General features: G+C 57.4%; 16 protein-coding genes. 11 read left to right on the top strand and 5 right to left on the bottom strand.

From position 1 onward, the window contains the following. The first annotated feature begins 200 nt into the window (after nt 1-200). Complete coding sequence (locus MTP37_RS11425; protein WP_249237391.1) at nt 201-1,130, top strand: hypothetical protein; 930 nt, start codon at nt 201-203, stop codon at nt 1,128-1,130. A 70-nt stretch (nt 1,131-1,200) separates the two neighbouring features. On the opposite strand, the gene MTP37_RS11420 is transcribed toward MTP37_RS11425, so the two are convergent. The 4 genes from MTP37_RS11420 to MTP37_RS11405 all read right to left on the bottom strand — a co-directional run bounded on the left by MTP37_RS11420 (nt 1,201) and on the right by MTP37_RS11405 (nt 5,813). Continuing rightward, complete coding sequence (locus MTP37_RS11420) at nt 1,201-1,947, bottom strand: J domain-containing protein (RefSeq protein WP_249237390.1); 747 nt, start codon at nt 1,945-1,947, stop codon at nt 1,201-1,203. 95 nt (nt 1,948-2,042) lie between these two features. Next, the gene (locus tag MTP37_RS11415) at nt 2,043-2,885 is read right to left on the bottom strand and encodes a DUF5685 family protein (RefSeq protein ID WP_249237389.1); all 843 of its coding nucleotides are present in this window, start codon (nt 2,883-2,885) and stop codon (nt 2,043-2,045) included. Nucleotides 2,886-2,891: 6 nt separating this feature from the next. Beyond that, the gene (locus tag MTP37_RS11410; protein ID WP_249237388.1) at nt 2,892-3,287 is read right to left on the bottom strand and encodes an RING finger protein; all 396 of its coding nucleotides are present in this window, start codon (nt 3,285-3,287) and stop codon (nt 2,892-2,894) included. A 135-nt stretch (nt 3,288-3,422) separates the two neighbouring features. Further along, nucleotides 3,423-5,813, bottom strand: a complete 2,391-nt coding sequence (locus tag MTP37_RS11405; protein ID WP_249237387.1) for a glycoside hydrolase family 2 protein — start codon at nt 5,811-5,813, stop codon at nt 3,423-3,425. 312 nt (nt 5,814-6,125) lie between these two features. Here MTP37_RS11405 and MTP37_RS11400 point away from each other — a divergent pair, with 312 nt between their 5' ends. Further along, nucleotides 6,126-10,391 carry a leucine-rich repeat protein gene (locus MTP37_RS11400; protein WP_249237386.1) on the top strand — a complete coding sequence of 1,422 codons (4,266 nt, stop codon included), beginning with the start codon at nt 6,126-6,128 and terminating at the stop codon, nt 10,389-10,391. Nucleotides 10,392-10,455: 64 nt separating this feature from the next. Here the strand turns inward: MTP37_RS11400 and MTP37_RS11395 are convergent, their stop codons facing one another. Next, entirely contained in the window at nt 10,456-11,076 is a 621-nt protein-coding gene (locus tag MTP37_RS11395; RefSeq protein ID WP_249237385.1) for a flavodoxin family protein, read from the bottom strand. 189 nt (nt 11,077-11,265) lie between these two features. On the opposite strand from MTP37_RS11395, the gene rsmD reads away from it, so the two are divergent. The 9 genes from rsmD to murG all read left to right on the top strand — a co-directional run bounded on the left by rsmD (nt 11,266) and on the right by murG (nt 21,839). Next, nucleotides 11,266-11,844 (top strand): 16S rRNA (guanine(966)-N(2))-methyltransferase RsmD, encoded by a 579-nt coding sequence (gene rsmD / locus MTP37_RS11390; RefSeq protein ID WP_249237384.1) that lies wholly within the window; start codon nt 11,266-11,268, stop codon nt 11,842-11,844. Beyond that, complete coding sequence (locus MTP37_RS11385; protein ID WP_249237383.1) at nt 11,841-12,302, top strand: ATPase; 462 nt, start codon at nt 11,841-11,843, stop codon at nt 12,300-12,302. Before rsmD ends, MTP37_RS11385 begins: the two co-directional genes overlap by 4 nt. Before the next feature lie 298 nt (nt 12,303-12,600). Further along, nucleotides 12,601-13,566: a 16S rRNA (cytosine(1402)-N(4))-methyltransferase RsmH gene (gene rsmH / locus MTP37_RS11380; protein ID WP_249237382.1), complete on the top strand. Its 966-nt coding sequence runs from the start codon at nt 12,601-12,603 to the stop codon at nt 13,564-13,566. 35 nt (nt 13,567-13,601) lie between these two features. Beyond that, the gene (locus MTP37_RS11375) at nt 13,602-14,081 is read left to right on the top strand and encodes a cell division protein FtsL (RefSeq protein ID WP_249237381.1); all 480 of its coding nucleotides are present in this window, start codon (nt 13,602-13,604) and stop codon (nt 14,079-14,081) included. Between the two features lie 126 nt (nt 14,082-14,207). After that, entirely contained in the window at nt 14,208-16,691 is a 2,484-nt protein-coding gene (locus MTP37_RS11370) for a peptidoglycan D,D-transpeptidase FtsI family protein (RefSeq protein ID WP_249237380.1), read from the top strand. 194 nt (nt 16,692-16,885) lie between these two features. After that, entirely contained in the window at nt 16,886-18,268 is a 1,383-nt protein-coding gene (locus tag MTP37_RS11365; protein WP_249237379.1) for a UDP-N-acetylmuramoyl-tripeptide--D-alanyl-D-alanine ligase, read from the top strand. Nucleotides 18,269-18,297: 29 nt separating this feature from the next. After that, complete coding sequence (locus MTP37_RS11360) at nt 18,298-19,308, top strand: MraY family glycosyltransferase (protein WP_249237378.1); 1,011 nt, start codon at nt 18,298-18,300, stop codon at nt 19,306-19,308. 34 nt (nt 19,309-19,342) lie between these two features. After that, nucleotides 19,343-20,668: an FtsW/RodA/SpoVE family cell cycle protein gene (locus MTP37_RS11355; RefSeq protein ID WP_249237377.1), complete on the top strand. Its 1,326-nt coding sequence runs from the start codon at nt 19,343-19,345 to the stop codon at nt 20,666-20,668. Between the two features lie 43 nt (nt 20,669-20,711). Further along, entirely contained in the window at nt 20,712-21,839 is a 1,128-nt protein-coding gene (gene murG / locus MTP37_RS11350) for an undecaprenyldiphospho-muramoylpentapeptide beta-N-acetylglucosaminyltransferase (RefSeq protein ID WP_249237376.1), read from the top strand. Nucleotides 21,840-21,849: the final 10 nt, after the last annotated feature.

Genomic DNA, 21,849 nt, shown 5'->3' with positions numbered 1-21,849 from the left:
CGGGAGGGCCTGCTGCGAAGGCAGGCCCTCTTTTGTGCGAAAATATAAAACATTTGAATCACTTGAATCCAGTTATTGACCGAAACAGCGTTTTGCGGTAAAATCGGAGTATAACAGGGCATGGCATCATGCCGGTTCCCGATGCAGCGTGCCGGTGGGTACGGCTGCGTGATCCTTTGAAAGACAGGAGGTCTTATACGATGAAGGCCAAACGATTGATATCCTTTGTGCTGGCAGCGGCATTCATGCTCAGCGCAGCAGCAACACCGGTGTTCGCCGCCGCCGCACTGCCGCAGCAGACCGCAGCAGTGGAACAGGAAAACGGAATAGTGTCCATCCGGATCAAGGCTACGGGCGACCTTGTCTATGGTTCGGATTATAAACTGGAAGTGCAGACCACCCCTGCCGATACCCAGTATATCGGTGTCGTTGTGGGTATTGGCGGCGAGGCAAACGGCTATGTGACGCTGATGCTCTCGGATAAGATCCGCACCCTGCTCAAAATGATCCCTCTGCCGCGGGTGATGTCCAAGACGCCGGATCAGGTGGAAGAGTTCAATGTGTACAATTACCTCAAGCAGCTGATCGACGGCAACGACGTCGGCGTGCTGCTGCGGGTGGCCGATGAGGTCGTCTCGGTGATGGATGTGCTGCACTTCTATGTGCCCACCATCGATCAGGTGTCCAACGGCCTGCGTCTTGCACTGAACCTGATCCGCAAGTATCTGCCGGAGGGGGCATTCAGCCGCATTTATCTGGACGAGCAGCCGGTGGATTCCGGTAACTATGTGGCGGGTGCGCTGGCGCTGGAAAGCAGCGATATGAACACGGCAGGCTTTGCCATGTTCCGCATCAAGCCCAAGCGCGACGGTGTGCGCATGTACTGGGCCCAGCAGGCAGAACAGGCAATGACTGCTGAAGAGCTGGAAGCCTTCAACGAAGCAGCCGTGCTGGAGGTGGATGGTCAGGTGGTGCCCACCGATAAGATCCGCTATACCTATAAGAAACAGGGCTGGTTCACCGAGAGCACCAGCGAGCTGCCCACCAAGCCGGGCACCTATACGCAGACGGCAGAGATCGGCGGCAATTACAACTGCAGCAAGATCAGCCGCAATATCATCGTAAAGTAATGCTGTAACAAAAACAAGGCCCCGCACCTAAAAGGTGCGGGGCCTTGCTGTATCCTGCGGAAAAAATGGATCACATGCGGAACCGGAAGGCCCAGCCGCCGCAGCAGCAGTTGCACAACAGGTTCAGCAGGATCATGCTCCAGCACCACTGCATCAGGCCGCCGGGGCGTGCGTAGGTGGTCTGGGTGGTGCGGTAGGTCTGGCCGGGGTTCTGCATCCGGCGCAGGTGCATCTGGTATTCGGTGTTATTGGGGTCCAGCTGCACGGCGCGGCGGGCATCCTGCAGCGCATCGATGCGGTTGCCCAGTCCCTGATTGGCAAGGGAGGAAAGATAATACCACCGTGCATTGCGTCCGGTCATGCCGTCCAGCACCCGGCGGGCCTCCGCGTAGCGGCCATTGACCACAAAGTTGCGGGCGGCCTGCATTTCCGGGCTGTCGGAGCCGGAGTAGCTGGCACCCTGCTGGCCGTAGCCCTGCTGCCCGCCGAAGCCGAACCCGAAGCCGAACGGGTCGAAGCCGTCAAAACCATCAAAGCCGCCAAAACCGCCGTAACCATTCTGGTAGCCCTGCTGCTGATAGCTCTGCTGGCCGTAGCCCTGCTGGTAGCTGCCGTAGGGATTGCCGCCCTGAGGGCCGGTCTCGCCTTTGGTGATGGCGTCATAAGCCGCCTGCACCTCTTTGAAGTGCTCTTCGGCGGTGGGGTCGTTGGGGTTCAGGTCCGGGTGCCAGCGCTTGCATTTGGCGCGGTATGCTTTTTTGATCTCGTCATCGCTTGCGCCGCGCGAAACGCCCAGCACCTCATAGGGATCTCTCATGGATATACTTCCTCACGTCTCATTTCATGCAGCCGCCATTGCGGCATAACATTTATAGTCTACCGTATTGCCGTGCAAAAATCAAGCAAAACCGCTCAAGACTGCCGTTTGCGGGCATCCTTTGCGGTCTTGCAGTTGTATTTGAGCCATACGCCGGAATACAGGATGTTGCGCAACAGGTCTGCATCCTCTACACAGGGCAGACGCTCAAAGCTGTGGGCGCATTGTGCCAGCAGCAGCTCAAAGATCTCCTTCATTTCCTCTTCATAGCCGGGCTGGGTGCTCAGGCTTTTCAGCGGATTGTAGGCACCTTTGTGCTGATCGCGCTTCAGATCGTCGTAGGCATCCAGCAGGTAGATGAATTTGCCCAGATGGAAGCCGATGCTGCGCAGCTCCGGCGACCAGTGATCCTGCCGGTAGTCGAACAGCTCAGCCATCAGCGCGCCAAAGCAGCCGGACACTGCGTCCAGATCCTCGCTGCCGGCAGCTTCGTATCCGGCCAGCCGGTCAAGGCAGGTGCGGATGGCGCTGCACTGACGGGGCCAGCGGCTCTCGGCGTCCTGTCTGCAGCCGGTAAGCAGCTTTTCGTATCCGAGGCCCAGCAGGCTGTGGTCGTCCTTCCATTTATCCTCAGCGTTGTAGTAGTGCAAAGCTACGCTCAGATCTGCACAGTAATCGGTGGGGGAGGCCGCCCGCCATTCCACACCGCCCAAGGGGTGGATGGGGCACCGGTCGTGCCCGGAAGAAGCTTCGGTCTCGCCCTCGTACAGGCTGCACAGCAGCAGATTCAGAAAGGTGAGATCATAGCTCAGGGTAAAGCGGCCCCGCAGGCCATGCAGTGCATCGATGCGGCGGCACAGCCCGCAGTAGGCGGTGCGGTAGCGCTTCTGCGCCTCGTCCGAAAGCGCGGCCTGATTGGGAACAACATAACCAAACATATCCGGTCAGCTCTTTTTGATGAACTGGGTGCCGCAGCGGGGGCAGGAGATCTGGATACGGCCCCGGCCCCGGGGCACGCGTAGCTTCTGGCGGCACTTGGGGCAGCGGTAGTAGTGGTAGATCTTACGGTTGGCCCACTGATCTTTCAGGGAGTGGAATTTGCGGTCGATGCGGTCCTTCAGGGTGTAGTACTGGTAATTTTCCTCGGTGCGCTTGGAAATATTGCGGCTGAGGGAACGGTAGTAGCACAGGATCAGCAGCGCCAGACCCAGCCAGGTGAACAGGCTGAAGCGGGTGAGCAGCGAGAGCAGCAGCAGCACGATGGAGGCCATGCTCAGAAACTGGTTCAGGCCATCGGTGCCGTAGCGGCCGATCATAAACTGACGGAATTTTTCTTTCATAAGTCCTGCATCCTTTTGTTTTGGAATCAAAGCGGAAAGCGGGATGTGCCCGCTGTTATTTTACATTTCTTAGGATACCAGCCAACCATGATGAAATTTTGAACAGAGTGCAAATCTATCATGAAGGGACGGAAATTAACCGTTCTCCCGGCTGCGGATGGTCAGGACGGCGTCGGTGTCCAGCGCACCCTCCATGCGGCAGTGCAGCACGGCGCGGCCCGCCTCGCCGGTGGTGGCAAGATAGGTGCCCGCCATGCCGCCGCGCAGCGGCACCACGCTGGGGCCGATGATCTTCAGCGGGCCGTCCACACGCAGCTGGACAGCCTCGCCGCAGTAGGGCAGCAGGTTGCCGTTCTGGTCGATGGCACGCAGGCTGACAGCCGCGCAGTCCCATGTGGGACCGTCGGTCAGGATGGGATTGTGCACGGTGCATTCCAGCCGGACGCTCTGCACCGGCTCCCGCACCACTGTGCCCACGACCCGGCCGTGCCAGACCGCCTCAAAGCGGTACACGGGGCTGGGGCTGCCCAGAATGCCGATGTATTTGCAGTACATGCGGGCCACTTCGTTCCAGCTCAGCCGCAGCGAGAGCATCCGCGCCTTGGAAAGCGGCGAAAGCTCCATGGCGCACCGGCGCATATCATTCAGGATGGCCGCAGCGGCCTGAGCGGAAGGCGGGTCCATGCCCTCGTACTTTTCCAGCAGAGAGCCTACAAAATCGTTGATCTCAATGGGCGGGTGCGGCATGGCGGCAAAGCGGCCGTGCCGGTCGGGAGAGAACTCGGCAATGTAATCGTTGCCGCGGTACAGCCGCACGCTTTCGGCATTGGTGAACACCCAGCAGGCCGTAGGCGCGCCGCCGGGCAGGTCGCCCAGCGCCATGCCGGAAGAGACCTCCAGTACGATGTCCGAAGGGGAACGCGGCGTTTTCTGGCTGGCGTACACGGCTGCGGCAAGCTTTGGGTTGCGGAACATGTCCAGCATGCCGTGGTAGCAGATGCGGTCGCCGCTGCCAAATTCCCGGTGGGTGTTGTAATCGGCCATGCACCAGCCAAAGCTGCCGGCCACGCCCTGCTGCGCGATGGAATCGTTCAGCACGGCGGCGGTGCGCAGCGCCTGCACCAGCCGATGCGTTTCGTCGTCAAAGGGTTTGGTAGGCATCTGCTGCCCGCCAAATTCGCTGATCAGGTAGCCCTTGCGGGTGTCGGGGGTCACTGCGGCGCGGGCTTCACAGGCGGCACCGCGGCCCCGGCAGGAGTAGTCGTTGTAGGCGTACACATCCTCCAGAAGCTGGCTTTTGCGGTGGTTCCGTGCACCTGCCGTGGGGCGGGTGGGGTCCAGCCGGTGGATGGCCTCGTTGGTACGCTTATAGAAAGCTTCGTCGTCGCCGCTGCCGTTCACCCGGGCGCCCCACAGAAAAATGCTGGGATGGTTGCGGCACTGGCACACCATTTCGCGGCAGTTCTGCAGGGCCTGCGCCTTCCAGCTCTCATCGCCGATGTACCGCCAGCCGGGCATTTCGGTAAACACCAGCAGGCCAAGCTCATCGCAGGCGTCCAGAAATGCAGGGCTCTGGGGGTAGTGGCTGGTACGCACTGCGTTGCAGCCCAGATCTTTTTTCAGGATCTGAGCGTCCAGCCGCTGGATGCTGTCCGGCATGGCATAGCCCTGATAGGCAAAGCTCTGGTGGCGGTTCAGGCCGCGCAGTTCCACCCGCTGGCCGTTCAGGTACAGCCCGCCAGCCACGAACTGCACGGTGCGGAAGCCGAACCGCACCGTCTTTTCGTCCAGCACGCGGTCCGGCAGACCGGCAGAGCCGGGACGGATCAGCTGCACCGTGAGGGTGTACAGGGTGGGATGCTCGATGCTCCACGGATGCACGCCGTTCAGCACGCCGGTGATGGGCAGCGAAAGCTCGCCGCTGTAGGCGGCGAGGCTGCCGGAGGGGCTGCGGATCTCGGCCTGCAGGGTGCAGCCCACGGTCTCGCCCACGGTGGAGGTGTAGATGCGGAAATCGCCTTCGGCCTTTGCCTCAATGAACACATCCCGCAGGTAAGCAGGCTCCTTGATGTCCAGACTGACAGCACGGTAGATGCCGCCATAGGTCAGATAATCGATCTGCCCGCCAAAGGGGGGGATGTTCAGGTCCTCGCGGCTGTCGCAGCGCACGGCCACCACGTTTTTCTGGCCAAAGTGCAGTGCGCCGGTCAGGTCCACCGTAAAGGCGGTGTAGCCGCAGCCGTGGTGGAACAGCCGCCGCCCGTTGCAGAACACAGTGGCATCGTGGGCAATGGCACCAAAGGTGAGCAGCACGGTGCGGCCCTTCCACTCTCTGGGCGCAAAAAATTCCCGCCGGTAGCCGCACAGACACTGGTATTCGTTTTCACTGCAATAGTTGTAGGGCAGCACCCGCACGGTATGGGGGATGCGCACCGGCTCCAGTTCCAGCTCGCATTCCGGCCGCACCAGTGCCGGGTCGAACCGGGGCGTGAACAGCCAGCCTTCATTCCAATCGTAGTGTTCCATAGCAGCGCTCCATCTGATAAAATCACTTTACATCTTATAGTAACACAAAGATATGAACGAAAAAAGAAGCCGCAGCCCCATTTGCAAAGGATTTTTAGCCGTTTCAGCACAAAAAGCGGGAGAGTGCTCAAAAAAGTTTGGAATTACTGGCTGCGCGACAACAATTGTTACAAATAAATAAACGAAAAAATGGTGATTTCGTCAAAGATACGGACGGATGCTGAAAAATGTTGAAAAAGCTGGAAGAGAGAGTAAAATTCAAAGTAGAAGTGCAAACGTGCTTCAAAATAGAATGGAAAGGAATCATGAAACATGAAAAGGTTCATTGCGGCGTTGCTGACGGTGGCCATGGCTGTCAGCTTTGTACCTTTCAGTGTGTTTGCGGAAGGGAGCGGCACGGAGTCTCTGCCGGAAACATCGGCGGAGAGCACAGCTGCGCAGCAGGAAGAAATGGCCCGTGCATTGCAAAGTACATACGATCCATTTGGGCGGAACTATGTCTCTGCGCAGACGGAGGAAAACCAGAGCCAGCAGGCAGAGGTGGATACATCGGATGTATCGCTGACTGCGACCAACAGCTTTGGCCAGCTGCTTATGAACAGTATGGACGAGCAAAACGGAACGAATGGCGAGTATACTAGCCGCGTTACGAGTCTGAAGATGAACGGACATACTGCCACAGTGGAATTTGTTACGGATAAAGCGGCTGACCTTGTGGTGGCTGTTTACACTGACAGCAACGCAGAAGAAATGGTTGCCAGCGGTACTGCAGAAGTGTCCGGCAGCGGCGGGAATGATTCGGTTTCCGTGGCGATTCAAGGCGAGATCCCGGAGTATTATACGGTTAAGGCATTTTTGCTGAATAAAAATACCCATGAGCCGCTGAGTCAGGTGTATACAGACTCTTCGCGCACAAAAGTTATGGTTGATTTGAGCACCGCGAAAGCCAGTGACTTCCCGGAAGATCGTGTGATCAATCTGGATGGGCAGGATGATACGAACTTTGCCGTTGTCAGTGACGAAACGACGCTTGTGACATACGAGAATAATGCTGCAGGGAAGAATCAAGTCATCAGCGAAGATGATGATGCATTGGTATACGTTATTGGCAATGCCAGTGATGAGATCAAAAACCTGCAGCCGAACGATATCCTGACTTACGAATATGAGCCGGGTGTGATGTTGATCGCACGTGTGCAGAACATTACAGTAAGTGGAGATACTGTAACTATTTACGGTGATAGCGCACTGGATATCTCCGATGTGTTTGATGCTGTCAAAATTGAAAGTGATGCCGATAGCGGAGATTTTACTTACGATGGTACCGAAGCAGATGCTGGTGTAGAATATAATGGAACGAGCTATGATGAACCTGACGAAATAGATTTGACAAATGCAGCAGGTCAGGGAGAAATTAAGGTAGGAAATGAATTTATACTAAAAGAAGTCGGAGACTCAAATCTAAAAGTCAAGGGATCTATTAAAATCAGTCTTGGAATAAAAATTCAGTACTATTTTGCAAATGATATGACTTTTATTTCGGATTCGAATGAATTTGAAGTGACAGGAGCTGTGTCTTTTTCAGCAAAATCAGAAGGCGAAATCAAACTGGGATCTTTAGGTGTTCGACCGATTTTTGGCCTGTGGGTTGGATTTGAACCCGTAGTAAAAGGAAAAGCGGAGATTACGGGTAAGCTGCAATTAAAATATACTGCAACAATTGGCGCAGAATATTATAGCTCTTCTGGATTTTCAAATACAAGCAAAGAACCTGAAGTTGAATTCAACATTTCTGCAGAAGGAAGCTTGTACATTGGATTTGATTTTAAACCGAAAGCAAAGATTCTCGAAAAAGTTACAGTATTGACATTGGATGCGGAAGTTGGAGCAGAATTGAAGGGCACAAAGAAAATTACAACAATTGACAACGATACATTCAATGATGAGTCAAGACACGCATGTGCAGGCTGTTTTGAAGTGAAGGTGTCAACAATCGTAAAAGTTGGCGCAACACTTGAAATCATAGGAATTACGCCTAAGAAAAAACAATTTGCGGAACTGACGCTAGGTCCACTGGAAGGGTATTATTCACCGGAATATGATGAGTGGGGATGGAATAAATGTCCGCATGAGTTATATCGTGTGATACTATCTGTGGATCAGGAAAATCCCCAGGGAATTTCTTACTTGATGGGCTCCATGAGTGATGTTCTGGAAGGCAAGGCAAAGGCTCTCGGAGGCATAGCGCTTGAAAATGGAAAGATGCGATGCTATCTTGCGCCGGGTACTTACACAGTTGCTGCAGTGAAAGATTCCAATGTGCCGTATGGAGATGCTACGTTTACTATTACAGAAAATGCAGTCGATGTTCAGATCAAAGCGGGGTCTATTGATATTTCAAAACCGGAACCGGACAAACCGGGAACTGGCGAAAATCCAGATGGGCCGGACTCTAGTATAACTATGAATTGGTCGTTGGACGAAAACGGAAAGTTAATCATTGAAGGTAAAGGAGAAATGGATCAAAAAGCAGAATGGAATAAAGCGGAAGATGTTCCGTGGAATGCGGTAAAAAGTGAAATAAAAAATGTGGAAATAGCAGAAGGAATAACCAGTGTTGGAAGCTATGCATTTTATGATTGTAAAAATTTGACGGATGTTGTAATTCCAAGCGGAGTGACCAGCATTGGTAGCTATGCATTTTTTGGTTGCAGAAGTTTGGCAAGTGTTGCAATTCCGGACAGCGTAACCAGCATTGGAAACCATGCATTTTTGGGGTGCAGAAGTTTGATAAGCGTCGAAATTCCGAACAGTGTAATCAGCATTGGTGGTGCTGCATTTGATAGTTGTAGCAGTCTGACACGTATTATAATTTCGAACAGCGTAACCAACATTGGCGATGCTACATTTTATGGCTGCAGCAGTCTGACAAGTATCGAAATCTCAAACAGTATAACCAGAATTGGTAGCTCTGTATTTAACGGTTGTAGCAGTTTGACACATATTACGATTCCGGATGGTGTAACAAACATTGGTGACCATGCGTTTTCTGGTTGCAGAAGTTTGACAAGCATCGAAATCCCGAACGGTGTAACCAGTATTGGAGACTTTGTATTTTATGCTTGCGAAAATTTGACAAGCGTTACGATTCCGAGTAGTGTGACCAGTATTGGAAATTATGCGTTTTATGGTGGCTGTGGCAGCCTGACAAGCATCGAAATCCCGAATGGTATAACCAGCATTGGAGAGAGCACATTTTCTGGCTGTAGTGGTTTGGCACGTGTTGAAATTCCGAGCAGCGTAACTAGCATTGGCAGCGGCGCATTTTCTAAATGTAGCAGTTTAACGAGCATCGAAATTCCGAACGGTCTGACAAGTATTAGTGACTTTGTATTTTTTGGCTGTAGTAGTCTGACAAACATTACAATCCCAAGCAGCGTAACCAGCATTGGCGGCTATGCATTCGAGGGTTGTAGCAGTCTGACAAGTATTGCAATTCCGAATGGTGTAACTGGCATTAGTGATTTTGTATTTGAAGATTGCAAAAACCTGACGAGTATTACGATTCCGAGCAGTGTGACTAGCATTGGAGACTATGCGTTTTTTGGCTGCAGCAGTCTGACAAACATTACGATTCCGAACCAGGTGGCCAGCATTGGTCATGCTGCATTTTATGACTGCGGTAGTTTAACAAGCATTACAATCCCGAATGGCGTAACCATAATTGAAAGCTCTACATTTGCTAACTGTAGCAGTTTGACAAGTATCGAAATTCCGAGCAGTGTGATTGGCATTAGTGGTGCTGCATTTTATGGCTGTAGCAGTCTAACGAATGTTTTCTATTCTGGAACAAGGGAACAGTGGAATAAGATACCAAGTGAGAGTAGCAATGACCCCCTCCTTTCCGCTACCATCCACTGTACCGATGGTGATATCCTTCCCGAGAATACATCCTCTGAAAACTCCATCACAACCGGTTCCGCAGCTGCTAGCAACGGCACCTTCAGCGCAGCATTTGATAATGTGAGCGCGGGCAAGGACTATGCCGTTATCATCAGTCGCTCTGAAACCAATCCGCTGAACCCGGATAACCTGATCTACATCAATCAGATCACTGCAGCAACAGACGGCGAACTGAGCGTGCCGTTCCGCACGGGCGCAAGTACCGGCGAGATGGTGTATGTTGTGGCCTGTGCACGGGACGACATTACCATAGACCCGGTCCAGCCGACTGACCCGGTCGATTCGGACACTCCTTCCGGCGGCGGTGGTGCCGGTGCGGCAGTGGTCGGTGTCGTGGCCGTGGCGGCAGTTGTAGGCGTTGTGCTGCTGATGCCGGTGGAAGTCAGCGGTACGGTCAAATGCACCAACCAGGCAGTTCGGCCTGCTGCTGTGCAGGTGTTGCAGGGCGATAAGGTCATAGCAGAGACTGTTACGGATGCAGAGGGTCGATTCACCGTCAAGGTGCGCCGCGGTAGCTATACGCTGCGTGTGCGGTATGTGGGCGCGGACGGCTATCCTGTGACCCGCACGGTGGACTTCAAAGCACCAAACAAAAATCTGAATGTAGCGGCATAATCCGTTGCGTCACATAAGAAAGGCCGGGGCTGCGGTGTGCGGCTCCGGCCTTTCTGTATTTGCTTCAGCGGATAAAGTTGGTCATGGGCCGCTTGGGGTTCTGCGGGTGCTCAATGCCGGCGGCTTTTCCGGCTTGGATGCAGTGCAGCAGCCAGGCCATGTTACGGCCCAGCTCCTGCATCACGGCACAGCCCTCGGCGTCCTGCAGGACCTGCTCGGCGTTGGAGCCATGCACCATGGCCCAGTAGGAGCCGTTCACCAGCGGCATGTGGAAGAACTGCGGGTACTTCACCAGCTGGTCCAGCGTGGTGGTGGTACCCGCGCGGCGTGCCGAGCAGCAGATGGCGGCAGGCTTGTAGGCCAGATATCTGCCGCCTGCGTAGGCAAGGCGGTCCATGAAGCTGGTCATGTTGCCGGTAGCGGATGCATAGTGCACCGGGCTGCCGAACACAAAGCCGTCGGCGGTCTTGGCCTTCTCAATGGCTTCGTTGACCACACCGCCGAACACGCAGCCATTGCCTGCGGCGCAGCCGCCGCAGCCGATGCAGCCGCCTACGGGCTTGCCGCCGACATGCAGGATCTCGGTGTCCACACCGGCGTCGTTCAGTTCCTTTGCGATGAGGGAAAGGGCGGTATAGGTGCAGCCCTTTTCGTGGGGGCTGCCGTTGATGAGCAGAACTTTCATGCAGATACTCTCCTTTTGGTGTCCAGAATGCGCCGCAAAAGCCCGGCGCTGCCGGTTTTATTGTAGCACAAACCGACAGGCGGCGCAACGCGCGGCTCTTGACAAGAATATGCAGTTGGGTGATAATAAAGTGATACAAAAATGTGTTTGCAGCTGCATCTTCCGGCTGCAAGGAGGAGGAGAGAGAACATGCGCGTGATCGCAGGAGAAGCCCGGGGCCGCAGTCTGGAGGCCCTGCCGGGAACAGATGTGACCCGGCCCACCCTTTCGCAGGTAAAAGAGGCGATGTTCAGCATCGTCCAGTTCGACCTGCCCGGCGCACGGGTGCTGGACTTGTATGCGGGCAGCGGCCAGCTTGGCATTGAAGCACTGAGCCGCGGCGCGGCGCGCTGCGTGTTTCTGGACGAGAACCGCGAGGCAGTGAATATCATCATGCGCAACTGCAAGGCCTGCGGCGTGTTCGACCGCAGCCGCGTCAATATCGGCGAGGCTGCGCGGTATCTTTCCGCCTGCCGGGAGCAGTTCGACATCGTACTGCTGGACCCGCCCTTCCGCAATGGTACGCTGGAAAAGATCCTGCCGGCGGTGGACAAATGCACCGCACCCGGCGGCATCGTGCTGTGCGAGAGCGAGACGGGCATCGTGCTGCCGGCCGAGGCAGGCGGCCTGACCCTGCGCAAGCAGTACAAGTACGGCAGAGTGCTGCTGTGGAAGTACACAAAGCCCATGCAGCCGGCCGGTGATGAGCAGAAGGGAGAAGCACTATGAACGTGAACGAACTTTTGGATACCATTGAGGATGCACTGGAGGAAGGCGCAAATGTCCCTCTGTCCGGCGGCAAGAAGATCGTGGACGTGGAGCAGATCCGTGATCTGCTGGACGAGATCCGCGCAAACCTGCCCGGTGAGCTGCGGCAGGCCCAGCAGATCGTGAACGACCGCGCCCAGATCGTGGAAACGGCCAACGCGCAGGCACAGGTCATTGTGAAAAAGGCGGAGGAAAGAGCCCGCATCCTGACCAGCGAGGCGGAGATCGTGAAGGCGGCGCAGCAGCGTGCCGCGGAGATCACCACCGCAGCCCAGAATGAGGTGCGCACCCTGCGCCAGACCGTGACGGACTACTGCGACAATATGCTCCGCAACACCGAGGAGACCATGGTGGAAAATGCGGCACAGGTGAAAAATGTGCGGGCAAATCTGCGCCAGAATGCCAAGAAAAACGGATAAACTGCGGCTGCATGATGTAACACCGCAGCAAAAGCACCGGACAGCCGGGCAGAGAGGCTCTGCACCCACAAGCTCACACACAAATTACACATCCCCGGAATAACAAAGTCCCTGCAGGCAAAAATGACGGCTGGTAGGGGCTTTTTTTGTTACATTTTGCAGGAAAAACGAAAACGGAAACCCTTGCATTCAAGGGCTTGATTTGCTACAATAAAGCTGTGTCATCGGACGAAAGCATGCACTGCGCGCACAGCCCGCTGATGCACAAAGCCATGAACGAAGAAAGGAGGCCGTACCGATGGAACTTGAAACACAAGCAGCCTTTGACCCGGCCTCGTTTGAGCATATCCCGGTCCTGCTGAACGAGTGTCTGGAGGGTCTTGCCATCGACCCGGCTGGCACTTACCTTGACGGAACGGCGGGCGGCGCGGGACATTCCCGCCAGATCGCCCTGCGATTGGATGCGGCAAAGGGCGGACGCCTGATCTCGCTGGATCAGGACCCGGATGCCGTGCAGACCGCACGTTCCCGTCTGGCGGGCCTGCCCGCTACGGTGGTGCAGATCAACTTCCGCTATGCGGGACAAGCTCTGGAAAGCCTTGGCATCGACAAGATCAACGGCGCACTGCTGGATCTTGGCGTTTCCAGCCATCAGCTGGACGATGCAGCCCGGGGATTTTCCTACCGGGCAGATGCACCGCTGGACATGCGGATGAGCCAGCAGGGCGAGACGGCGGCAGACCTTGTGAACACCGAGAGCCGCGAAGAGCTGGCACGCATCCTGCGGGATTACGGCGAGGAGCCTTTTGCATGGCAGATCACGGGCAGGATCGTGGAAGCGAGAGAAAACGCTCCCATTGAAACGACCCTGCAGCTGGCAGACATCGTGGCCAGCGCCATGCCGCCGGCAGAACGCCGCAAGAACAAGAACCCTTCCCGCCGCACCTTTCAGGCGCTGCGCATTGCAGTGAACCATGAACTGGATGCGCTGGAGGAAGGGCTGGATACCATTTTTGATCACCTTGCGCCGGGCGGTCGGCTGTGTGTGATCACCTTCCACTCGCTGGAGGACAGGCTGGTGAAGAACAAATTCCGCCGCTGGTCCACAGCCTGTACCTGCCCGCCGGAGTTTCCGGTGTGCGTGTGCGGGGGCAAGGCAAAAGCAAAGCTTGTCACCCGCAAGCCCATTGAGGCAAACAGTCAGGAACTGGAGGAGAACCGGCGCAGCCGTTCTGCCCACCTGAGAGTTTTGGAAAAATGCTGAACAGAATACCTGTTTTGTGAGGAGGAGAGCAAGCCATGGGTCAGGCAGCATACGATTATAACGCAGTGCGGCGCAGAAAAGCCCCGCAGACACAGCGCAAGGCGAACCTGCGTGTTGCAAAGGGCGGCAAGCGCCGTCTTACGCCGCTGCAGGCAGCGGTGCACAATGCCATGAATCTGGTGGCAGCTGCGCTGCTGGTGGGCTTTGCCATCAGCCTGCTGTGGAGCGAATCCCAGCTGGTGGAGCTGAACGATCAGATCCAGGATGCAAAGGCACAGCTGGTGAGCGAGCAGAGCCAGTATACTTATTACAACAGTACCCTGAACAGCAAGACCAATATCACCAGCGTGGAGGAAACCGCCGGGCGTCTGGGCCTGATGAAGATCGACCAGAGCCAGATCACCTACATCCGTCTGGGCGAGAGCGATACGCTGGAGCGCACCCAGTCCGCTGTGCGGCAGTGGACTGACTTTATCTATAACGGAGCAGTGAACATTCTTGGCACCATAAGGTGAATCAGGTACGGGAAAGCGTGCGGCAGCGCACGCTTTTTCGGTTTTATGCCCCCTTTGCAAAAAAACTTCAAATCCAATAAAAGTGCGGCGGGAAGCAGAAACTGCCTTTTGCTGCAGGAGCATACCATGCCAAAATTTTTCCGAAAGATCACCAAAAAAATAAAAGGGCCATGGCCGGATACCGGTGCCAGTGCCCGCATGAACCCCAAAATCAGCCTGCTCTGCGGCAGTCTGGCCCTTGCGATCATGGGGCTTGCGGCCATCCGTGTGACCTACAGCCTGTATAACATCCAGATCCGGAACGGCGAGACTTATCGTCAGCTGGCGGCAAAGCAGCAGCTGCTGGATACCACCATCAAGGCGACCCGCGGCGAAATCTATGATAGCTCCGGCATCACGCTGGCTTCCACCAGTGTGGTGTGGACCATCTGGGCCGACCCGGACAACAGCAAGATCCTGTACACCTCCACCGGCGAGGAGGACAACGAGGTGCGCACACTGGACCCCGCCATGTGCGCCGAGGTGAGCCGGGAGCTGACCCTGCGCCTGCTCTCCGGCGACGGTGAGAGTCTGGACGCGGTGGACACCTCGTCGGAGGCGTACCAGACCCAGTACCAGAAGGTCTACGATGCACTTTCCAAAACCGACACCAGATATCAGGTGCTGGCCACCAAGGTGAACAACGCCGTCAAGCTGTCCATTGAATCGTATGTTTCGCAGTTCAATAAGGCGCACAAGCGTGCCAATGGCACATCCCGCAAGGGAAATATCTCGGTGGGCAGCGAGAAGAGCTTTCAGCGCAATTATCCCTACGGGGCATTTGCGGCGGCGGTGCTGGGCTTTACGGATGCCGACGGCATCGGCACCTACGGACTGGAAAAATCCTATCAGTCCACATTGGCCGGTGTGGACGGCCGCACCATCACCAAGCGCAACGCCTACAACAATGCCATTGCGGACGAGAATGCCACCACCTTTGCCGCCAAGGACGGCAGCAATCTGGTGCTTTCGCTGGATGTGAACGTGCAGGAGATCGTGGAGCGGTATCTGAACGAAGCCATTGCAGCCAACACGGTGGAGAACCGCGGCGCGGCTATCGTGATGAATGTCAAGACCGGTGCTATTCTGGCAATGGCCTCCAAGCCGGACTTTGACCCCAACGATCCGCTGGATTACAGTGCCAATCTGGATTATCTCAACGAGCTGGTGCACGCCGAGCCGGAGCTGTACGGCATCTACAAAAAGGATGAAAACGGCAACGAGCTCAAGGACGCAAACGGCAACCGCATTCTGGACGAGGAAGCGGACTATTCCGGCTACTTCCGGGATATCCAGTGGAAGAACAAGACCATCACCGAGCTGTATTACCCCGGAAGCGTGTTCAAGGTGATCACCTCGGCCATGGGCGTAGATTCCGGTCTGGCGAATATCAACACCACCTTTACCTGCGCCGGTGCCTACGGCGTGGCCAAGGAGACCTACCACTGTGCAGGCCACAAGGCCCACGGCACCATCAATCTGGCCGATGCCCTGCGCCAGAGCTGCAATATCTATTACATCCAGCTGGGCCAGAGGATTGGATCTCAGACGTTCTACAATTACTTTGACGCCTTTGGTTTCACCGACCGCACGGGCGTGGACCTGCCCAGCGAGACCGGTTTTATGCAGTACTACAAGGGCAGCCAGCTGGGCGAAGTGCAGCTGGCATCCTCGGCCTTTGGTCAGGCCATGGCGATCACCCCGCTGCAGATGTGCACGGCGGTGGCTGCAGCGGTCAACGGCGGCTATCTGGTCACGCCCCATGTCGTGGATAAGATCACCGATGCCAACGGCAACGTCATTGAGGAGATCGGCGCCAATGTCCGCCGTCAGGTGGTCAGCGAGAGCACCAGCAACGTGATCCGCCAGATCATGGAATATGAGGTGGGCGCCGGTACCGGCGGCGGCAAGTACGCCTATGTGTCCGGCTACCGCATCGGCGGCAAGTCCGGCACTTCCGAACAGCTGAACATGGACCGCCGCGCCGATGGCGACTACAAGAAGGTGGCATCCTTTGCCGCCGTGCTGCCCGCCGACGACCCGGAGATCATCGTCTATGTGATGCTGGATGACCCCAACAACGCCAGAACGGACTATTCGTCCCTGCTGGCGGCTCCCGTTGTGGGCAACATCATCAGCGAGATCGCGCCGTACCTTGGCATTGCCGCCGACGGCGAGGATCGCAGCCAGACGGTGGTCACGGTGCCGAATCTGGTGGGCACCGAGTGGAGCAGCGCACAGGTGCAGCTGAACATCAAGGGCCTCAAGCATCAGCTGGCCGAAAGCACAGCCAGTCAGGCGGCAGCAGCTGTTACCTACCAGTACCCCCATGCAGGTGCAAAGGTGGCCTATGGCACCACTGTGTATCTGTATACCGATACCTACGAGGGCAGCCATACCGAGGTGCCGGATGTGACCGGCAAGAGCGCGGACTTTGCCCGCCAGATGCTGTCCGCTGCCGGACTGAACTGTGTGGTAGAGGGGAATACAGGCGGCACGGTGCAGGCGCAGAGCGAGGAGCCCGGCTCCAGCGTGCAGCGCGGCACCATCGTGACCATTACCTGTGGGTAACAAGAACCCTCTCAGGCGCTTGCGCGCCAGCTCTCCCGAAGGGCGAGCTTTATGAGTGGGCACGGTAAAGTGAATCTTCTGAAGAACTGCACTTTATCGTAAGATGCAAAAGAGCTCCCCTTTCGGGGGCGCTGGCAATGCCGCAGGCATTGACTGAGAGGGTTTTACAAGATAAAAGAGAGGGGAAAGAACCAATGGAAAAAATTTCTGCAAGCAAGCTTCTGGCAGGGCTGGTGCCCGCGGGTTCCATCCCGGAAGAGGTACAGGTGGAGTCTGTGACCACCGACAGCCGCGAGGTGCGGCCCGGCTGCATCTTTGTGGCCTTCCCGGGCGAAAAATTTGACGGCCACGACTTTGCGGCAAAGGCACTGGAAAACGGCGCTGTTTACGTGGTGGTGAACCACCCGGTGGAGGGTGTTCCTGCGGAGAAGGCCATCCTCTGCCCGGACAGCTACCACGCGATGATGGTGATGGGCGCCAACTACCGCAGCCAGTATCACCCCAAGATGGTGGGCGTGACCGGCAGCGTGGGCAAAACCACCACCAAGCAGATGACCTATGCGGCCCTTGCCGGTTTTGGCGAGACCATCAAGACCGAGGGCAACCAGAACAATGAGCTGGGCATGCCCCGCACCCTGATGCGCATTGGCAGCAGCACCGAGTATGCGGTCATTGAAATGGGCATGAGCCATGCGGGCGAGATCGACCGTCTGGCCCGTGCCGCCCGTCCGGATGTGGGCATCATCACCTGCATCGGCGTGTCCCACATCGGGAATCTGGGCAGTCAGGAGAACATCTGCAAGGCAAAGCTGGAGATCTGCGCCGGCCTGCCCGAGGGCGCACCACTGGTGCTGAACTATGACGATCCCTTCCTGCGCAAGGCAAAGCTGCCGGAGCATGTGCGCCCGGTGTGGTTCAGCCTGACGGACGAGAATGCGGACGTGTGTGCGCTGTCTATCCGGCAGGAGACTGACGGCATGAGCTTTGTTCTGGAAGATCAGGAAGAGGGCACCTTTGTGGTGCGGATCCCGGCCATGGGCAGGCATAATGTTGCCAATGCACTGGCTGCTTACTGCGCCGCCACCCGTCTGGGCTGCGATGCGCACGGCGTCATCAAGGGCCTTTCCAATTTTGAGCAGACCGGCCGCCGCCAGAAGGTGGTGCACAGCAAGGGCGTTACCGTCATTGAGGACTGCTACAATGCAAACCCCGACAGCATGAAGGCTGCCCTTGCCATGTTCAAGGAGTTTCCCTGCAAGCGCCGCTTTGCCCTGCTGGGCGATATGCTGGAGCTGGGCGAGCTTTCCCGCGAAGCCCATGAGGAGCTGGGCCGTCTGGCCGCAGAGAGCGATCTGTACTGCCTTGTGACCTACGGCGAAAATGCAAAGCGCACCGCTGTGGTGGCTGCGGCCAAGGGGGTCAAGACCCTGCACGCAGACAGCTACCGCGAAGCTGCGGATGCTCTGCTGGACCGCATGGAGCCTGGCGATGCACTGCTGGTAAAGGCCAGCCACGGCATGGCTCTGGAAAAGGTGCTGGAAATTTTCTACGCAGAGCAGAAAGATGCCGAAGAATAACATTCCGGCATGAATTTGGAGACTGAAAAATGATTCGTTTCGCCTTGATCGCCGCGTCGGTACTGGGTTTTGCACTGACGGCGGCGCTCGGCAATCTGATGGTGCCGCTGCTGCGGGAGCTGCAGCGCACGATGCGCGGCGCGCAGCCGGAACAGGAGACCGACCGGAAGGAACCGGAAGAGCCTGTGCCCACGATCGGCGGGCTGTGCCTGATGGTGGGCACGCTGGCTGCAGTGGGTGCTGGATGGCTGGCGGCATGTGCCGCGCAGCCCTCCCTGCTTGGCAGCGACCGGCAGATGATGTCCCGGCTGCTCATTGCGCTGCTGGGCACGTTTGCCTTTGGTGCTGTGGGCGTAGCAGATGACCTTGCATGCATCCGCAGCCGTTCGGCGCTGGGCATGCGCCGTGCACCGCGCCTTGCGCTGGAAGCGGCTGCTGCGGCTCTGGTGCTGGGACTGCTTGCCCTGAGCGGCTGCCTGCCTGCCGGGCTCGTCCTGCCGGGAACAGGCTATATCCGGTTTGCTCCGGCACCGCTGCTGTGGGGCGCACTGCTGGTGGCGCTGGCCGAAGCGGCCCGCGTGGCCGACGGCGCGGACGGCACGGTGTGCGGCACGGCCTTTGTGGCTATGCTGGGCCTGATGATGCTGGAAACGCAGCTGGGATGGTTCCCGCTGGCGGTGTTCCCGGCAGCACTGGCCGGAGCACTGATGGCCTTTCTGCTGTGGGATTTCCCGCCGGCAAAGCTGCACCCCGGAAAATGCGGGTGTCTGTTTGCGGCGGGAGCCATCGGCTGCATCCCGTTGTGCATCGGCTATGCAGAGCTCAGCGTCCCGCTGGCGCTGCCCTTCTGGCTGGAAGGCGGTATGGTGGCGCTGCAGATCCTGTTTTACCGCCGCCGGGGCAGGCCGCTGTTCGCGGCTGCGCCGCTGCACCGCTGGCTGGAAAAGCGCGGCCTGAGTGCGGTGAATGTTTTTTACAGCCTGTGCGCCCTGAGCGTGTGCGGGCTGGCGCTGGCCGTGCGTCTGGCACGCTGGGCCTGAGCGCTTTATTCTGAAAAAACGAGGGGGAAGGGCAATGGAAGCCGCCCGCAGACAATACAGACAAAAAGAGACGACATGGGCCCCGCCGCTGCAGCGGGACCCGGGGCCGTGGAGCCGGCTGGTGATCAACTGGATGGCAACGCTGGCGGTCATTATGGCGTTTGGCCTTGTGATGCTGTACAGCGCAAGCTACACCACCGGCTACCTGCGCATGGGCGACAGCCTGCACTACATCAAGCAGCAGATTCTCTGCATGGCCATTGGCATCGGATGCATGGCAGCCATGAGCTATGTGGATCACCGATTTCTGCGCTGGGCGTGCAAGCCGTGTTACTGGATCGTGCTGCTCATGCTGGCAGCTACGCTGGCCTTTCCGCCGCTGAACGGCTGCCGCCGCTGGATCCGTCTGGGAGGACTGACCCTGCAGACCTCTGAGGTGGCTAAGTTTGAGATGATCCTGCTCACGGCGCATCTGGCGTCCAGTGCACCGCAGATCGGGCGGTTCCGTCCGTCCCTGAAAGAAAAGGTCCGGCTGAAGGACTGGCTGTTCATCCGCATCGTGCGGCAGATCATCCTGCCGGTGCTGCCGCTGGTACCGGTGCTGGTGCTGCTGATCATGGAACCGCACATGTCCGGCATCCTGCTGACCACCGCCATCGTGGGCACCATCCTGATGATGAGCGGCAGCGGCGGCATCATTACATGGGCAGGAGCAGGCACCGCGGCGCTGCTGCTGGAAACGCTGCTGACCCATGTGAACTCGATTGAGTACCTGCAAAAACGCCTGAAAACATGGTCGGACGATCTGGAAAAACTGAATCCCCAGACCAAGCAGAGCCTATATGCCATTGGCTCCGGCGGCCTGAAGGGCCTTGGCCTTGGCAACAGCGTGGAAAAGCAGCTCTGGCTGCCGGAGAGCACCAATGACTTTATCTTCAGCGTGGTATGCGAGGAGCTGGGCTTCATCGGGGCCACGCTCATCATCGTGCTGTTTATCCTGTTCATCGTGCAGGGCCTGCTGATCGCCTACAAGGCCGAGAATCAGTTCTGCACCATGGTGGGCATCGGCATTATGGCACAGATCGCATGGCAGGTGTTCTGCAACATTGCCGTTGTCACCAATACCATCCCGAACACCGGCATCAGCCTGCCCTTCTTTTCGTCCGGCGGCACCAGCCTGATCCTGCTGCTGGCAGAAATGGGCGTGATGGTGAACATTGGGCGCAACGGAGAACGAGCGGCCCAGCAGCGTGCCGCAGACCACGCCCGGCGGGAAGCAGAACGTGCGGCGCAGGAGGCCGAACGGGCCAGCAGGACCATCAATCTGGAGGATGCCCGCCGTGCACAGAACGGGAAATGAGAGGCTCCGGGCAAAGGCCGGACACATATAGGAGGAAATCAGTATGCGAGTTCTCATCGCTGCCGGCGGCACTGCCGGCCATATCAACCCGGCACTTGCCATTGCAGGTGCCATCAAAAAGGCAGATCCTTCTGCCGAGATCCACTTTGCCGGCCGTAGGGAGGGCATGGAGTACCGTCTGGTGGGGCAGGCAGGCTATCCGTTCCACCACATCGAGATCACCGGTTTCCAGCGCAGACTGTCGCTGAACAACATCAGGCGCAATATCGTCACCCTGTGGAATCTGGCCCTTTCCGGCCCCAAGGCAAAGAAGATCATGAGGGAAGTCCGGCCCGATCTCGTGATCGGCTGCGGCGGCTATGTGTCCGGCCCGGTGGTGCGCTGCGCTGCAAAAATGGGCATCCATACCGCTATCCATGAACAGAACGCCTTTCCGGGCGTGACCAATAAGCTGCTGGCACCGGATGTGGACATCGTGTTCGCCGCTGTGCCCGCCGCTGTGGAGAAGCTGGGAGCACCCGATAAGACCATCGTGGTGGGCAACCCGGTGCGCCCGGAGGTGTTCACAAAGGCAAAGGAGCGGGATGCCATCCGTGCCGAGCTTGGCGCAGGCGACCGCACCGTGGTGCTTTCCTTCGGCGGCAGTCTGGGCGCACGCCGCGTCAATGAGGTGGTGGCCGACCTGTGCGCATGGGAGCAGCGGGAGCACAAGCCGGTGCTGCATCTGCATGCCACCGGTCAGTACGGCGTACAGCTGTTCAAGGATCTGGAAAAGGAAAAGAACTTTGCTGAGGGCAGCAGCCTTGTGGTGAAGGAATACATCAACAACATGCCGGAGCTGCTGGCAGCGGCAGACCTTGTCATCAGCCGTGCCGGTGCGCTGACGCTGGCCGAGCTGGAGGCCGTGGGCCGCGCTGCGGTGCTCATCCCCAGCCCCAATGTGGCAGAGAATCATCAGTATTTCAACGCGATGGAGCTGCAGAAGGCCGGTGCTGCCGTGGTCATTGAGGAAAAAGACCTGACGGGCGAAAAGCTGGTGGGCACTGTGGCCGATCTGCTGGCACAGCCTGGTAAGCTGGCCGAGATGGGCAAAAATGCGCGCAGCCTGTCGGTAGACGACAGTCTGGACCGCATTGCCGCTGCCCTGATGAAACTGGTGCAGAAGCACTGACGAGGAAAAA

Origin of the sequence: Faecalibacterium sp. HTF-F (assembly GCF_023347535.1) — a bacterium.
Classification (GTDB): Bacteria; Bacillota; Clostridia; order Oscillospirales; family Ruminococcaceae; genus Faecalibacterium; species Faecalibacterium wellingii.
This window is presented reverse-complemented; position numbering and strand designations above follow the sequence as displayed.

Bases quoted from the DNA above. Each gene is read 5' to 3' on its own strand.
- MTP37_RS11425 (WP_249237391.1), top strand. From the start codon at position 201: ATGAAGGCCAAACGATTGATATCCTTTGTGCTGGCAGCGGCATTCATG.
- MTP37_RS11420 (WP_249237390.1), bottom strand. From the start codon at position 1,947: ATGAGAGATCCCTATGAGGTGCTGGGCGTTTCGCGCGGCGCAAGCGAT.
- MTP37_RS11415 (WP_249237389.1), bottom strand. From the start codon at position 2,885: ATGTTTGGTTATGTTGTTCCCAATCAGGCCGCGCTTTCGGACGAGGCG.
- MTP37_RS11410 (WP_249237388.1), bottom strand. From the start codon at position 3,287: ATGAAAGAAAAATTCCGTCAGTTTATGATCGGCCGCTACGGCACCGAT.
- MTP37_RS11405 (WP_249237387.1), bottom strand. From the start codon at position 5,813: ATGGAACACTACGATTGGAATGAAGGCTGGCTGTTCACGCCCCGGTTC.
- MTP37_RS11400 (WP_249237386.1), top strand. From the start codon at position 6,126: ATGAAAAGGTTCATTGCGGCGTTGCTGACGGTGGCCATGGCTGTCAGC.
- MTP37_RS11395 (WP_249237385.1), bottom strand. From the start codon at position 11,076: ATGAAAGTTCTGCTCATCAACGGCAGCCCCCACGAAAAGGGCTGCACC.
- rsmD (WP_249237384.1), top strand. From the start codon at position 11,266: ATGCGCGTGATCGCAGGAGAAGCCCGGGGCCGCAGTCTGGAGGCCCTG.
- MTP37_RS11385 (WP_249237383.1), top strand. From the start codon at position 11,841: ATGAACGTGAACGAACTTTTGGATACCATTGAGGATGCACTGGAGGAA.
- rsmH (WP_249237382.1), top strand. From the start codon at position 12,601: ATGGAACTTGAAACACAAGCAGCCTTTGACCCGGCCTCGTTTGAGCAT.
- MTP37_RS11375 (WP_249237381.1), top strand. From the start codon at position 13,602: ATGGGTCAGGCAGCATACGATTATAACGCAGTGCGGCGCAGAAAAGCC.
- MTP37_RS11370 (WP_249237380.1), top strand. From the start codon at position 14,208: ATGCCAAAATTTTTCCGAAAGATCACCAAAAAAATAAAAGGGCCATGG.
- MTP37_RS11365 (WP_249237379.1), top strand. From the start codon at position 16,886: ATGGAAAAAATTTCTGCAAGCAAGCTTCTGGCAGGGCTGGTGCCCGCG.
- MTP37_RS11360 (WP_249237378.1), top strand. From the start codon at position 18,298: ATGATTCGTTTCGCCTTGATCGCCGCGTCGGTACTGGGTTTTGCACTG.
- MTP37_RS11355 (WP_249237377.1), top strand. From the start codon at position 19,343: ATGGAAGCCGCCCGCAGACAATACAGACAAAAAGAGACGACATGGGCC.
- murG (WP_249237376.1), top strand. From the start codon at position 20,712: ATGCGAGTTCTCATCGCTGCCGGCGGCACTGCCGGCCATATCAACCCG.